General features: G+C 73.5%; 13 protein-coding genes. 8 read left to right on the top strand and 5 right to left on the bottom strand.

Annotation, left to right across the window (positions count from 1 at the left end; genetic code table 11):
* Nucleotides 1-197 precede the first annotated feature (197 nt).
* Together AB0K17_RS08225 and AB0K17_RS08220 are read left to right on the top strand one after the other, a co-directional pair.
* Nucleotides 198-614, top strand: a complete 417-nt coding sequence (locus AB0K17_RS08225) for a hypothetical protein (protein ID WP_365982517.1) — start codon at nucleotides 198-200, stop codon at nucleotides 612-614.
* Between the two features lie 116 nt (nucleotides 615-730).
* Nucleotides 731-3,103 carry a phosphoketolase family protein gene (locus AB0K17_RS08220; RefSeq protein WP_365982516.1) on the top strand — a complete coding sequence of 791 codons (2,373 nt, stop codon included), beginning with the start codon at nucleotides 731-733 and terminating at the stop codon, nucleotides 3,101-3,103.
* Nucleotides 3,104-3,110: 7 nt separating this feature from the next.
* On the opposite strand, the gene AB0K17_RS08215 is transcribed toward AB0K17_RS08220, so the two are convergent.
* From AB0K17_RS08215 to AB0K17_RS08195, 5 genes are all read right to left on the bottom strand, one after another.
* Nucleotides 3,111-3,854, bottom strand: a complete 744-nt coding sequence (locus AB0K17_RS08215) for a hypothetical protein (protein WP_365982515.1) — start codon at nucleotides 3,852-3,854, stop codon at nucleotides 3,111-3,113.
* Between the two features lie 64 nt (nucleotides 3,855-3,918).
* On the bottom strand, nucleotides 3,919-4,224 hold the full coding sequence (locus AB0K17_RS08210; protein ID WP_365982514.1) for a dsRBD fold-containing protein: 306 nt from the start codon (nucleotides 4,222-4,224) through the stop codon (nucleotides 3,919-3,921).
* Nucleotides 4,225-4,248: 24 nt separating this feature from the next.
* Nucleotides 4,249-4,518 (bottom strand): DUF1876 domain-containing protein, encoded by a 270-nt coding sequence (locus AB0K17_RS08205; protein ID WP_365964932.1) that lies wholly within the window; start codon nucleotides 4,516-4,518, stop codon nucleotides 4,249-4,251.
* 35 nt (nucleotides 4,519-4,553) lie between these two features.
* The gene (locus AB0K17_RS08200) at nucleotides 4,554-5,885 is read right to left on the bottom strand and encodes an alpha/beta family hydrolase (RefSeq protein ID WP_365982513.1); all 1,332 of its coding nucleotides are present in this window, start codon (nucleotides 5,883-5,885) and stop codon (nucleotides 4,554-4,556) included.
* A gap of 144 nt (nucleotides 5,886-6,029) precedes the next feature.
* Nucleotides 6,030-6,446, bottom strand: a complete 417-nt coding sequence (locus AB0K17_RS08195) for an HIT domain-containing protein (RefSeq protein WP_365964758.1) — start codon at nucleotides 6,444-6,446, stop codon at nucleotides 6,030-6,032.
* A gap of 76 nt (nucleotides 6,447-6,522) precedes the next feature.
* On the opposite strand from AB0K17_RS08195, the gene AB0K17_RS08190 reads away from it, so the two are divergent.
* From AB0K17_RS08190 to AB0K17_RS08165, 6 genes are all read left to right on the top strand, one after another.
* A complete protein-coding gene (locus AB0K17_RS08190) occupies nucleotides 6,523-7,287 on the top strand; it encodes a DUF72 domain-containing protein (RefSeq protein ID WP_365982512.1) in 765 nt (254 codons plus the stop codon).
* Between the two features lie 105 nt (nucleotides 7,288-7,392).
* A complete protein-coding gene (locus AB0K17_RS08185; RefSeq protein WP_365982511.1) occupies nucleotides 7,393-7,716 on the top strand; it encodes a plasmid stabilization protein in 324 nt (107 codons plus the stop codon).
* A gap of 113 nt (nucleotides 7,717-7,829) precedes the next feature.
* Nucleotides 7,830-9,101, top strand: a complete 1,272-nt coding sequence (locus tag AB0K17_RS08180; RefSeq protein ID WP_365982510.1) for a cytochrome P450 — start codon at nucleotides 7,830-7,832, stop codon at nucleotides 9,099-9,101.
* 42 nt (nucleotides 9,102-9,143) lie between these two features.
* The gene (gene zwf / locus AB0K17_RS08175; protein ID WP_365964754.1) at nucleotides 9,144-10,637 is read left to right on the top strand and encodes a glucose-6-phosphate dehydrogenase; all 1,494 of its coding nucleotides are present in this window, start codon (nucleotides 9,144-9,146) and stop codon (nucleotides 10,635-10,637) included.
* Entirely contained in the window at nucleotides 10,634-11,407 is a 774-nt protein-coding gene (locus AB0K17_RS08170; protein WP_365964753.1) for a beta-phosphoglucomutase family hydrolase, read from the top strand. The genes zwf and AB0K17_RS08170 overlap by 4 nt, the downstream gene beginning before the upstream one ends.
* Entirely contained in the window at nucleotides 11,404-13,773 is a 2,370-nt protein-coding gene (locus tag AB0K17_RS08165) for a glycosyl hydrolase family 65 protein (RefSeq protein ID WP_365964752.1), read from the top strand. The genes AB0K17_RS08170 and AB0K17_RS08165 overlap by 4 nt, the downstream gene beginning before the upstream one ends.
* The last annotated feature ends 11 nt before the right edge of the window (nucleotides 13,774-13,784 follow it).

Here is a 13,784-nt window from a genome sequence, read left to right as displayed (position 1 = left end):
CGTGTTGTGATCCGTACGTGCAGGAGTGAACGCATGCCCCCGAACGCGCGGGGGGACCGCCCTGTCATCACCGTCCGTCGCGGGCCGTCACAGCTGGTCGCGCCTCCGTTGGACAGCTCGGCGGAGCCTGATCACCATGGAGGGACATGCGTGAGCCGAATGCCGGAATGCTTCCCTCCAGCGAATTGAGGCCGGTCATGTCTCCCACCAGCACACGTCACCACACCACCTCGCGGGCCGTGGCCGGCGGCCTGACCTACTTCGCCGCCGTCATGCTGCTGATCGCCGGGCTCCTGGACTTCTTCCGGGGCGTCATGGCCATCGACCACGACGACGTCTTCGTCTCGACCCCCAACTACGTCTTCAAGTTCGACCTGACCGGCTGGGGCTGGATCCATCTGATCCTCGGTATCGTCGCGGTCGCGGTGGCCGTGGGCCTGTTCATGGCCTCTCCCTGGGCGCACGTGCTCGCCGTGGTGTGGGCCGGACTGCTGCTGATCGCCAATTTCCTCTCGCTGCCGTACCACCCGCTGTGGTCGCTCGTGGTGATGGCGCTGTGCGCGTTCGTCATCTGGGGCCTGTGCACGTCGGGGCCGGCCGGCGCGGGGAAATGAACGACGAAGTGAACGGGGAAATGAACGACTGACGGCAGGGCAGCCGCTCCGGTGCACGTCGCCATCGGCCCGTACCGACGTGACGACCCGTACCGACGCAGACCCGAGGAGCGACCATGCCCGACCACCCCGACGGCCCCGGCGCGGACGAGCTGGCCGCGCTCGACGCCCACTGGCGCGCGGCCAACTACCTCTCCGCCGGCCAGATCTACCTCCTGGACAACCCGCTGCTGACCGAGCCGCTGCGCCCCGAGCACATCAAGCCGCGGCTGCTGGGGCACTGGGGCACCTCACCCGGGCTCAACCTGGTGCACACCCACCTCAACCGGGTCGTCCGGGCCCGCGACCTGGACGTGGTGTGCGTGTGGGGGCCGGGGCACGGCGGGCCCGCCGTCCTCGCCAACTCCTGGCTGGACGGCAGCTACGGCGAGGTGTACCCGGACGTCGGCCGGGACGCGGCGGGCATGGCGCGGCTCTTCCGCCAGTTCTCCTTCCCCGGCGGGGTCCCCAGCCACGTGGCGCCCGAGACGCCGGGCTCGATCCATGAGGGGGGTGAGCTCGGCTACAGCCTCGCCCACGCCTACGGGGCCGCGTTCGACCACCCCGACCTGGTGGTGGCCTGTGTGATCGGTGACGGGGAGGCGGAGACCGGGCCGCTGGCCGCGTCCTGGCACTCCAACAAGTTCCTCGACCCCGTCCACGACGGGGCCGTGCTGCCCATCCTCCACCTCAACGGCTACAAGATCGCCAACCCCACCGTCCTCGCCCGCCTGCCGGAGCCCGAGCTCGACGAGCTCCTGCGCGGCTACGGCCACCTGCCCATCCACGTCAGCGGCGACGACCCCCTGCAGGTGCACCACGACATGGCCGTGGCGATGGACACCGCCCTGGAGCGCATCGCCCTGCTGCAGCACGCCGCCCGCCGGGAGGGCGTTGCCGAACGCCCGCGCTGGCCCGTGATCGTCCTGCGCACCCCCAAGGGCTGGACCGGGCCCAAGGACGTCGACGGCGTGCCCGTCGAGGGCACCTGGCGCGCCCACCAGGTCCCCCTCTCCGGGGTGCGGGACGACCCCGGGCACCTGCGCCGTCTGGAGGAATGGCTGCGCTCCTACCGCCCCGCCGAACTCTTCGACGACCACGGCCGGCCCCGGCCGGAGGTCCTCGCCTGCGTGCCCGAAGGCCCCCGCCGGCTCGGCGCCAGCCCGTACGCCAACGGCGGGCTGCTGCTGCGCGAGCTGCCCCTGCGGCCCCTGGAGGACTACGCCGTTGCCGTCAAGGCGCCCGGCAGCACCCGCCACGAGCCCACCCGCGTCCTGGGCGGACTCCTGCGCGATGTCATGACCGACACCGCCGACCGGCGCGACTTCCGTCTCGTCGGCCCCGACGAGACCGCCTCCAACCGCCTGGAGGCCGTCCTGGAGAGCACGGCCAAGGCGTGGCAGGAGGACGTCGTGGCCACCGACGAGCACCTGGGCCGCCACGGACGGGTGATGGAGGTCCTCTCCGAACACCTCTGCCAGGGCTGGCTGGAGGGCTACCTGCTCACCGGCCGGCACGGGCTCTTCTCCTCCTACGAGGCGTTCGTGCACATCGTGGACTCGATGGTCAACCAGCACATCAAGTGGCTGCGCACCTCCCGTGCCCTGCCCTGGCGACGCCCCATCGCCTCCCTCAACTACCTCCTCACCTCCCACGTCTGGCGCCAGGACCACAACGGCTTCTCCCATCAGGACCCCGGCTTCGTCGACCACGTCCTCAACAAGAGCCCCGAAGCCGTCCGCGTGTACCTGCCGCCGGACGCCAACACCCTCCTGGCCGTCGCCGACCACGTCCTGCGCAGCCGCGACTACGTCAATGTCGTCGTCGCCGGCAAACAGCCCTGCTTCGACTGGCTCGGCCTCGACGACGCCCGCGTCCACTGCGCCCGCGGCGCCGGCATCTGGGAGTGGGCCGGTACCGAGAACGGCGCCGGCCCCGACGTCGTCCTCGCCGCCGCCGGCGACATCCCCACCCAGGAGGTCCTCGCGGCGGCCGGCCTGCTGCGCCGTCACCTGCCGCAGCTGGCCGTCCGCGTCGTCAACGTCGTCGACATCGCCCGCCTGATGCCCCGGGAGGAGCACCCGCACGGCATGCCCGACCACGAGTACGACGCGCTGTTCACCCCCGACAAGCCGGTGATCTTCGCCTACCACGGCTACCCGTGGCTCATCCACCGCCTGGCCTACCGCCGCACCGGCCACCGCAACCTGCACGTGCGCGGCTACAAGGAGTCCGGCACCACGACCACGCCCTTCGACATGGTCGTGCGCAACGACCTCGACCGCTACCGCCTCGTCATGGACGTCGTCGACCGCGTCCCCGGCCTCACGGTCCCCGCCGCCCCCGTCCGCCAGGCCATGGCCGACGCCCGCGCCCGCCACCACACCTGGGTACGGGCCCACGGCACCGACATGCCGGAGGTGGCGGAGTGGACGTGGGAGCCGTCCTGAGGGCCGGTCAGGGCGTCCCGGCGGCCGCGGCGACCAGCTTCGCACCGGCCCTGGCCAGGGCCTTGCGGAAGGCCGTCGTACCGCGGTCGCCGGTGTCCGAGTAGTTGTTCCACAGCGTCGTCACGGCGCCGTGGCTGCGGATGGTGTCCAGGTCGAAGTCCATCTGCGTGGTGCCGCCCTGCACGATCCGGACGGTGTAGCCGAGGGACTCGTCACCGTACGCCGGCAGTCCGGCGGCCTTCTTCACCGTCAGCACGGCCTTCTTGCCGCCCATGGTGCCGGTGAAGGTGCCGCACTGCTCCACGGCCGTGCGCAAGGCCGCCACGGCCTTCTCCGCCTGGGCCCGGGAGTACCCGCTGACGTCCTGCACCACGGCCGTCGTGTCGCCCTTCTTGGTGAACACCTCCTGGGCGTCGGCCTTGCGGTCCTCCTCCAGCCGGCCGGTGTTGAGGACCGCGGTGATCGGCGCGCACACGGGCTTCACCCCCGAGATGATCTCCTCCTGGGCTCCCTGGGACTTGTCCAGGCCGGTGTCCGGCTGCAGCTGCCATCCCGCCGGCAGGTCCTCGACCGTGACGAGGGCCTGCTGCGCCTGGGCGGCGGTGATGGCCTCCGGGGGAGCGGAGGGCGTGCTGCGGGCCTTCGTCCCGGCGCCGGCCGGGGCGGTGTCCCCGTCGCAGGCGGACAGCAGCAGGAGCGACGAGGCGGCCAGGGCCGCGAGGGCGGCGCGGCGGGGGCGGACGTGCAGCACGGGGGTGTTTCCTTACGCGGGACGGAATGCCGGGCGCAAGTATGCAGGCCCCCTCGCCGGCCCCTCACACCGGCCAGGCGTACGGCGTCGAGGTGCGCGGCTCCGGGGCCGCGCCGTGGGCCTCCACGTCCTTCTCGGCCGCCTCCAGAAGACGGTTGCCCAGGTCGCGCAGGGCGCGGCCGGCGGCGAACTCGTCGCCTATCGCCGGGACGTCCGCGTCGTCCGGGGCGCACTGCGCCGTTCCGCGGCCGGTGAGGTGGGCGTCACCGGTCTTCGCGCCGCCGCCGGTCTCCAGGTCGGCCCGGGCCGTCGTGCGCCCGTTCTCCTCCCGGAGCTCTACGCTGACCTTCCACTGTGCTGCGTGCGACATCGCCGCCTCCTTGCCGTGGGCTTTTCAGTGCGTGAGGTGGGCGTCCTCGTGCATGACCTCCCGGATGTCCTCGCCCGCCTTGTCCAGCAGTTGCTCGGCCAGGCCGGTCAGCGCGCGGGCGGCCGCGACCTCCTCGCCGACGCGCTGCTGGCCGCGGTCGTCGGGGTTGCGGTTGGCGACGCCCTGCGAGCTGAACCGCTGGCCGTCGTTCATCCGCAGCCGTACGTCGGCCTGCGTGGTGGCGTCGATCTCGCGGAACTGCATCTCGATGGTGCAGTCGACGATCTTCTCCATGGTGATCACCCACTACTGGCTGTCACTGCTCGCTGTCACTGCTCGGTGTCAGGGGTCAGGTGTCCGGTGAACCACGCGCACGCCAGGTCCGCCACGGCCTCCAGCGTCCCCGGCTCCTCGAACAGGTGGGTGGCGCCCGGGACGACGGCGAGCCGGTTCTCGCAGGTCAGCTGCTCGGCGGCACGCCGGTTCAGGTCCAGCACCGTCTCGTCCCGGCCGCCGACGACGAGCAGGGTCGGTGCGGTGACCTCGGCCAGCCGGGGGCCCGCGAGGTCGGGCCGGCCGCCGCGGGAGACCACGGCGGCGATGCCCGCGCCGCCGGCGCGGGCGGCGTCGGCCGCGGCCCACAGGGCGGCCGCCGCGCCGGTACTCGCGCCGAAGTAGCAGACGGGCACGCCGGTGTGACGGTGCAGCCAGTCCGTCACCTCGCCGAGCCGGCGCGCGAGCGGCTCGACGGCGAAGACATTGGCCCGGTCGCCCTCCTCGGCCGGGGTCAGCAGGTCGAACAGCAAAGTGCCCAGGCCGGCCGCGTTCAGCGCCGTCGCCACCGCGCGGTTGCGCGGGCTGAGCCGGCTGCTGCCACTGCCGTGCGCGAAGACCACCAGCCCCGGGGCCCCGGCGGGCACGTCCAGATCACCGTCGAGGGTGAGGCGCCCGTCGTCCACCGGCAGCTTCACCGGGCCCGAGCGGGCCGGGCAGCCGCAGTCCTTGTCCGTGCCGCCGCCCGCGGTCTCGCCGGCATTGCGCCGCAGCAGCTCGACGACCTCCTCGTCGGCGGTCTGGGAGAAGTCGTGGTACCACTCGCCGACCGCCGAGAACGCCGCCGGCGTGCTCAGGCAGACGAATTCGTCGCATTCGTGGCGCAGGGCCGCCGCCGCGTCGGGCGGGGCGACCGGCACGGCCAGCACGACGCGGGCGGCGCCGTGGGCGCGCGCCACCCGGCACGCCGCCGACGCCGAGGCGCCGGTGGCGATGCCGTCGTCGACGAGCACCGCGGTGCGGCCCTCCAGCGGAACGCGGGGGCGCCCGCCGCGGAAGCGCTCGGCCTGCCGGGACATCTCGGCCTGCTCGCCGCGTTCGACCTCGGCCAGGTCGTCCTCGTCGACGCGGCTCAGCCGCATGATGTCCTCGCTGACCACCCGCACCCCGCCCTCGCCGATGGCGCCGAAGCCCAGCTCGCGGTGGTACGGCACGCCCAGCTTGCGCACCAGGATCACGTCCAGCGGGGCGCCCAGCTCCCGGGCCACCTGGTAGGCCACGGGCACACCGCCGCGCGGCAGGCCGAGGACCACCGGGTCCTCGGCGCGCAGGTGCTCCAGCCGGCCGGCCAGGCGCCGGCCGGCGTCCACTCGGTCGGTGAACCGCATCCTCCACCTCCGGCCCCGGGGCCCGGGCTCCGGAAGGCTCCGGAAAAGGGGACTTTCGGTCGGCTGTCGACGGCAAGAGGAGCCGTAATTCCAATATGACCGGATCGGGGCCCGCAGTCCACGCGAGCAGGCCCGGCGCGCCCGTCAGGGGCCGTCAAGCGCCGCCCGTACCCGCGCCGCGACCGCGGCCGCCTCCTGATCGGACGCGTACCGGCCGCGCGGCCAGAAGAAGCCCCGCAGCCCGTCCTTGCGGTTGCGCGGCACCACGTGCACGTGGAAGTGCGGCACCGACTGGCTGACCCGGTTGTTCGCGGCGACGAACGACCCGGCGGCCCCCATGCCCCGCTCGACGGCCCCGGCGATCCGCTGCACCCGCAGGAAGAACGGTCCCACCTGCTCCGGCGGCAGGTCCGTGAGCGTCTCGGCGTGCCGCCGCGGCACGACCAGCACATGGCCCGGGAACAGCGGCCGGGCGTCCAGGAAGGCCACCACCGCCTCGTCCTCGAACACCCGGTGACCGTCCGCCTCACCCGCCGCGATCGCACAGAAGACGCACTCCACGGGACCAGTGAAGCAGCACCCATGCAGCAGCACCCGTGCAGCAGCACCGCCGCCGGGGCGGTGCGACCCTGGGCACATGCCCCTGCTCGTCGGCACCTCCGGATGGCAGTACAAGGACTGGCGCGGCCGGCTCTACCCGCCGGACGTGCCGCAGCGGCTGTGGCTGGAGGAGTACGCCCGGCACTTCACCACGGTCGAGAACAACAACGCCTTCTACCGCCTGCCCACCCCCGAGACCTTCGCCGCCTGGCGCGAGCGCACCCCCGAGGACTTCGTCATGGCCGTCAAGGCCAGCCGCTTCCTGACCCACATCAAGCGGCTGCGCGACCCGCAGGAGCCCGTGGAGCGCCTCCTGCGGCACGCCGCCGGCCTCGGCCCGCGCCTGGGTCCCGTCCTGCTCCAGCTCCCGCCCACCCTCAAGGCCGACCCCGGCGTCCTCGAGGCCGCCCTGGACTGCTTCCCGGGCACCGTGCGCGTGGCCGTCGAACCCCGCCACGAGACCTGGTGGACGCACGAGGTGCGCACCGTGCTGGAGCGGCACGGCGCGGCCCTGTGCTGGGCCGACCACGACTCCCGGCCCGTCACGCCGCTGTGGCGCACCGCGGAGTGGGGGTACGTGCGCTTCCACAGCGGCGCCGCCACGCCCTGGCCCCGCTACGGGCACCAGGCCCTGGTCTCCTGGGCCGGCCGCATCGCCGAGGCATGGCCCGATCGCGACGAGGTATACGTCTACTTCAACAACGACCCCGGAGGCGCCGCCGTGCACGACGCGGCCGCCTTCGCCCGCGCCGCGGCCCGCCTGGGCCGCACGGTCACCCGCACCCCGGACCCGCGCGGCTGAGCCGCCCCGATCGGCGGCCCTCGCCCTGCGCGGCGCCGGGGCCCGTGCCAGGGTGACGCTGAGCGGCCCGGTCGCGGGACGCGCCAGCCGATGAAGGAGCGTCAGATGCCCAGGGGATCCAGCCCGAAGCGCGAGCGGCAGTACGAGCACATCAAGGACAGCGCACGCAGCCGCGGCGAGAGCGAGAACCGCGCCAAGGAGATCGCCGGCCGCACCGTCAACAAGGAACGCGCCCGCAGCGGCGAGTCGAAGACCCCCAGCCGCTCCTCGCTGCGCGACAAGTCCTCCTCCCAGCGCGGCGGCCAGCGCTCCCACTCCGGCGCCCAGGGCCCGACGAAGGAGCAGCTGTACAACGAGGCGAAGAAGCGCAACATCCACGGCCGCTCCGACATGACCAAGGACGAGCTGAAGAAGGCCCTGGGCCGCTGACCGGCACCCTGCGCAACCGCGATGCGCATTGTAGGAACCGCACAGCCGCCCGCCGCCGGAGCTGACACCGGCCCCCGGTCCGCCGCACCGCCGCCGTCGGCAAGGATGTGCGGGTGCCCGAAACCCTCGACCCCGCCGACCCCGGCTTCGCCCGCGACCCGTACCCGTACTACGCGGAACTCCGCTCGCGCGGGCCCGCGGCCCGGGTGGCGCTCGCCAACGGCACCCACGCCTGGCTCGTCACCGGCTACGACAGGGCCCGCGCGGTGCTGGCCGACGCGCGCTTCTCCAACGTGCCCCCGCAGCGCGCCGGCCGCCCGCGCCCCGACACACCCGCCCGGCGCGCCCAGGGGTGTCTGGCCCGGCACATGCTCAACTCCGACGCCCCCGACCACCTGCGGCTGCGCCGGCTGACCACGGCCGCGTTCACCCCGCGCAGGGTCGATGCCCTGCGCCCGCGCATCGAGCAGCTCACCGACGGGCTCCTGGCCGCCCTCGCGGACACCCTGGACCACGCGGGCGGCGCCGACCTGGTGGACGCCTTCGCCTTCCCGCTGCCCGTCCTGGTGATCGGCGAGGTGCTCGGCGTGCCCGAGGCCGACCGGGCCGACCTGCGCGAGTGGACCTACCGCGTCGGCTCGCCCGCCGACGCCCTGGCCCCGGGCGCCGCCGACGAGGCGTGGGCCGCCCTGCACGCCTACTTCTCCTCGCTCATCGCGCACAAGCGCCGCACGCCCGGCGCGGACCTGTTCAGCTCGCTGGTCCACGACGCGGGGGAGGGCGGGCTGAGCGACGAGGAGCTGCTGGCCATGGCCTTCCTGCTGCTCTTCGCCGGCTACGAGACCACCATGAACCTCCTCGCCTCCGCCGCGCTGCTGCTGCTCACCCACCCCGCCGAGCTCGCCGCCGCCCGCGCCGGCGGCGAGGCCCACTGGGCGGCCGTCGTCGAGGAGACCCTGCGGCACGCCAGCCCCCTGGAGGGCACCACCTGGAGGCGCACCACCGAGGCCGTCGTCCTGCAGGACGCAGGTGGCCGGGCGGAGATACCCGCCGGCGAGTCGGTCCTGGTCGTCCTCGCCGCCGCCAACCGCGATCCCCGGCACTTCCCGGCGCCCGACGCCTTCCGCCCCGCCCGCCACCTGCCCGGCCCCGGAGGCCGGCGCCCCGCACCGCACCTGGCCTTCGGCCACGGACCGCACTTCTGCCTGGGCGCCCGCCTGGCCCGCCTGGAGGCGGCGATCGCCCTGCCCCGCCTGTTCGCCGCCCTGCCGCACCTGCGCCCCGCCGCCGACCCCGCCACCCTGCCGTACCGGCCCGGGCTGCTGGTGCGCGGACCGCGCAGGCTGCCCGTGCGCACCGCCCTGCCCGCCCCTCCGAACGGGTGAGGTGAATCGCGCCCGGGCAGCGGCTGCCGGAAGGTGGAGGATGTGAACGCCACGCACCCGCCCCCCGGCGACCCGGACGGCCACCCCGTGCCCGACGACCACGTCGTCGTGCTCTTCGGTGCCACCGGCGACCTCGCCCGGCGCAAGCTGCTGCCCGGCCTGTACCGGCTCGCCCGGGCCGGGCTGATGCCGCGCTCCTACCGCATCGTCGGCTCCGCACCCGCCGCCGACGCCCTGACGGACGAGGAGTTCCGCGCCCGGGCGAAGGAGGCCGTCGCCACCTTCGGGTCCGAGCCGCCCGCAGGCGAGCACTGGCAGGCGTTCGAGAGCACCCTGACCTTCGGCGCCGCCGACCCCCACGACCCCGAGCCGCTGATCGGCGCCGTACGGGACGCCGAGCGGGCCATCGGCGGCAGCCCCCGCCGGCTGTGCCACCTGGCCGTGCCCCCGCAGGCGTTCGCCTCCGTCGTCGAGATGCTCGGCAGCACCGGTCTGGCCCAGGGCGCCCGGGTCGTCGTCGAGAAGCCCTTCGGCACCGACCTCGACTCCGCCAAGGCCCTGGACGCCACCGTCCACGCCGTCTTCGACGAGGACCGCGTCTTCCGCATCGACCACTTCCTCGGCAAGGAGTCCGTCGACAACATCCTCGCCCTGCGCTTCGCCAACGGCCTGTTCGAACCCATCTGGAACCGCGACCACATCAGCCACGTCGAGATCGACGTGCCCGAGACCCTCGGTATCGAGGGACGGGCCGCCTTCTTCGAGGAGACCGGCACCTTCCGGGACATGATCGTCACCCACCTCTTCCAGGTGCTCGGCTTCGTGGCCATGGAACCGCCCGCCGCCCTCGACGCGAAGTCGCTGCGCGACGAGAAGGCCAAGGTCTTCCAGGCCCTGCGGCCCGTGGACCCCGACCTCGTCGTCCGCGGCCAGTACGAGGGCTACCGCGCCGAACCCGGCGTCGACCCCCACTCCGACACCGAGACCTTCGTCGCCCTGCGCGCCGAGATCGACAACTGGCGCTGGACCGGCGTCCCCTTCTACCTGCGCTCCGGCAAGCGCCTGGCCGAACGCCGCCAGGTCGTCACCCTCCACTTCACCGAGCCGCCGCTGCGCATGTTCCCCCTCGCCCCGGGCCGCGGGCACGGCACGCGGGGCGGGCGCCGCGGCAACACCCTCGTCGTCGACTTCGACGACCCCGGATGGATCGCCGCCGGCTTCCTGGTCAAGGAACCCGGCCCCGCCATGCGCCTGACCGACGCCCGCATGAGCTTCCGGTACGCCGACTCCGTCCAGCGCCGCTACGGCCTGGAGGGCTACGAACGCCTCCTCCACGACGCCATGCTGGGCGACCAGTCCCTGTTCACCCGCTCCGACGGCATCGAACGCCTGTGGGAGGTGGCGGCGCCCCTGCTGCGCGCCCCGCGCCCCGTCGAGCCGTACGCCCCCGGCACCTGGGGCCCGACCGCGGCCGAAGAGCTCATCGCCCCCCACCGCTGGTTCCTGCCGGACGAACGGGGTAGCGGATCACCATGACGACGACACTCGGACTCCCCGGCACCATCGGCGCCTGCCTGTTCGACATGGACGGCGTCCTGACCAGGACGGCCACCGTGCACGCCGCGGCCTGGAAGGAGACCTTCGACGCCTTCCTGCGCCGCCGCGAGGGCCCCGCCTTCCGCCCCTTCGACGCCGTGGCCGACTACGACGAGTACGTCGACGGCATGCCCCGGGCCGACGGCGTACGCTCCTTCCTCGCCTCGCGCGGCATCACCCTGCCCGAGGGCGACCCCGGCGACCCGCCCGAGAAGGACACCGTCCAGGGCCTGGGCAACCGCAAGAACGCCCTCGTCCTGCAGAAGATCAAGGAGATGGGCGTCGAGGCGTACCCCGGCTCCGTCCGCTACGTCGAGGCCGTCCGCGCCGCCGGGCTGCGCACCGCCGTCGTCTCCTCCAGCGCCAACTGCCACGACGTGCTCGTCGCCGCCGGCATCGACGGCCTGTTCGACGTGCGCATCGACGGCATCGTCGCCGCCGAGCGCCAACTGCCCGGCAAACCCCACCCCGACACCTTCCTCGCCGCCGCCCGGGCCCTGGGGGCCACGCCGGAGCAGGCCGTCGTCTACGAGGACGCACTGGCCGGCATGGAGGCCGGCCGCGCCGGCGGCTTCGGCTACGTCGTCGGGGTCGACCGGGCCGGCCAGGCCGAGGCCCTGCGCCGGCACGGCGCCGACGTCGTCGTCACCGACCTCGCCGACCTGCTCGACGAGACCGGGCCCGACACCACCGACGGAGGTGCCGCGTGATCACCCATCCGGCATACATGGTCGAACCCTGGTGCCTGCGCGAGACCGAGCTCAACCTGGACGTGCTCTCCCAGAGCGAGTCGGTCTTCGCCCTGTCCAACGGGCACGTCGGCTGGCGCGGCAACCTCGACGAGGGCGAACCGCACGGCATGCCCGGCACCTACCTCAACGGCGTCTACGAGTACCGGCCGCTGCCCTATGCCGAGGCCGGCTACGGCTATCCCGAGTCCGGGCAGACCGTCATCAACGTCACCAACGGCAAGGTGATCCGGCTCCTGGTCGACGACGAACCCTTCGACCTGCGCTACGGCAAACTCCACAAGCACCAGCGCTTCCTCGACCTGCGTACCGGACTGCTGCACCGCATCGCCGAGTGGACCTCGCCCAGCGGCCGCAGCATCCGCGTCCGCTCCGCCCGGCTGGTCTCCTTCACCCAGCGCGCCATCGCCGCCGTCGCCTACGAGGTCGAACCGCTGGACGACGAGATGCGCATCGTCATCCAGTCCGAACTCGTCGCCAACGAACAGCTGCCCCGCGCCAACGGCGACCCGCGGGCCGCCGCCGTCCTCGAAACCCCGCTCGTGCCCGAGCAGCACGCCGCCAACGGCTCCAGCATCCGGCTGCTGCACCGCACCGCGCGCAGCGGCCTGCGCGTCGGCGCGGCCGCCCACCACGTCGTCAGCGGCGGCCTGAAGACCGAGACGACCTCCGAGAGCAGCGAGGACCTCGCCCGCCTGACCGTCACCTCCGTGCTGCGTCCCGGCCAGCGGCTGCGCACCGAGAAGATCGTCGCCCACGGCTGGTCCGCGGTGCGCTCCGCACCCGCCGTCCACGACCAGGTCGACGCCGCCCTCGCCGCCGCCACCAGCGCCGGCTGGGAGGGTCTGGTCGCCGACCAGCGCGGCTACCTCGACGACTTCTGGTCCCGCTCCGACGTCGAGGTCGACGGCGACGCCGAGATCCAGCAGGCGGTGCGCTTCGCCCTCTTCCACGTCCTGCAGGCCGGTGCCCGCGGCGAGGCCCGGGCCCTGCCCGCCAAGGGCCTGACCGGGCCCGGCTACGACGGGCACTGCTTCTGGGACACCGAGACCTTCGTCCTGCCCGTGCTGACCTACACCGCCCCCCAGGCCGTCGAGCAGGCCCTGCGCTGGCGGCACACCACCCTGCCGCAGGCGCAGGAACGCGCCCGCCAGCTGGGCCTGCAGGGTGCGGCCTTCCCCTGGCGGACCATCAACGGCAGCGAGTGCTCGGGCTACTGGCCGGCCGGGACGGCCGCCTTCCACATCAACGCCGACATCGCCGACGCCGTGGTCCGCTACATCCGCGCCACCTGCGACGAGACCTTCGAACGGGAGGTCGGGCTGCCGCTGCTCGTCGAAACGGCCCGGCTGTGGCGCTCGCTGGGCCACCACGACCACCACGGCGCCTTCCACATCGACGGGGTGACCGGCCCCGACGAGTACAGCGCCATCTCGGACGACAACGTCTACACGAACCTGATGGCCCAGCACAATCTGCGCGCCGCGGCCGTGGCCGCCGAGCGCCACCCGGACGTCGCCGCCTCCCTGGGCGTCGACGACGAGGAGACCGCCGCCTGGCGCGACGCCGCCACGCGCATGACCCTGCCCTACAACGAGGACCTGGGCGTCCACGAGCAGTCCCAGGGCTTCACCGGGCACCAGGTGTGGGACTTCGCCCGCACCGGCGAGAACCAGTACCCGCTGATGCTGCACTTCCCCTACTTCGACCTCTACCGCAAGCAGGTCGTCAAACAGGCCGACCTGGTCCTCGCGATGTGCCTGCGCGGCGAGGCGTTCACCCCCGAGGAGAAGGCCCGCAACTTCGCCTACTACGAGCAGCTGACGGTCCGCGACTCCTCCCTGTCCGCCTGCGGACAGGCCGTCATGGCGGCCGAGGTCGGCCACATGCGGCTCGCCTACGACTACCTGGGCGAGGCGGCGATGATGGACCTGTTCGACCTGGAGGGCAACACCCGCGACGGCCTGCACATCGCCTCCCTCGCCGGCACCTGGTTCGCCCTGGTCATCGGCTTCGGCGGGATGCGCGAGGTCGACGGCCTGGTCGCCTTCAGCCCCCGGCTGCCCGAACAGCTCGGCCGCCTGGCCTTCACCGTCCAGTTCCGCGGCCACCGCCTACGGGTGGAGATCGCCCGCAGCCAGGCGACGTACACCCTGCTGGACGGCGAGAGCCAGGACATCCTGCACTGCGGCGAACGCCTCACCCTGCTGACCGACGCACCGGAGTCCCGCCCCATCCCACCCATCCCCACCGGCCCCGCCCCCGACCAACCCGCCGGCCGCGCCCCGGCCCGCCGCGGCCGCGCGGTGGGCCACATCGAGGGCTGAGCGCACCGGAA

It is taken from the genome of Streptomyces sp. NPDC049585 (assembly GCF_040675615.1).
GTDB lineage: Bacteria > Actinomycetota > Actinomycetes > Streptomycetales > Streptomycetaceae > Streptomyces > Streptomyces luteosporeus.
Note: the sequence above shows the minus strand (reverse complement) of the source record. Positions and strands in the feature narration are given on the sequence as shown.

Bases quoted from the DNA above. Each gene is read 5' to 3' on its own strand.
- AB0K17_RS08200 (WP_365982513.1), bottom strand. From the start codon at position 5,885: ATGCGGTTCACCGACCGAGTGGACGCCGGCCGGCGCCTGGCCGGCCGG.
- AB0K17_RS08210 (WP_365982514.1), bottom strand. From the start codon at position 4,224: ATGTCGCACGCAGCACAGTGGAAGGTCAGCGTAGAGCTCCGGGAGGAG.
- AB0K17_RS08190 (WP_365982512.1), top strand. From the start codon at position 6,523: ATGCCCCTGCTCGTCGGCACCTCCGGATGGCAGTACAAGGACTGGCGC.
- AB0K17_RS08205 (WP_365964932.1), bottom strand. From the start codon at position 4,518: ATGGAGAAGATCGTCGACTGCACCATCGAGATGCAGTTCCGCGAGATC.
- AB0K17_RS08170 (WP_365964753.1), top strand. From the start codon at position 10,634: ATGACGACGACACTCGGACTCCCCGGCACCATCGGCGCCTGCCTGTTC.
- AB0K17_RS08185 (WP_365982511.1), top strand. From the start codon at position 7,393: ATGCCCAGGGGATCCAGCCCGAAGCGCGAGCGGCAGTACGAGCACATC.
- AB0K17_RS08220 (WP_365982516.1), top strand. From the start codon at position 731: ATGCCCGACCACCCCGACGGCCCCGGCGCGGACGAGCTGGCCGCGCTC.
- AB0K17_RS08225 (WP_365982517.1), top strand. From the start codon at position 198: ATGTCTCCCACCAGCACACGTCACCACACCACCTCGCGGGCCGTGGCC.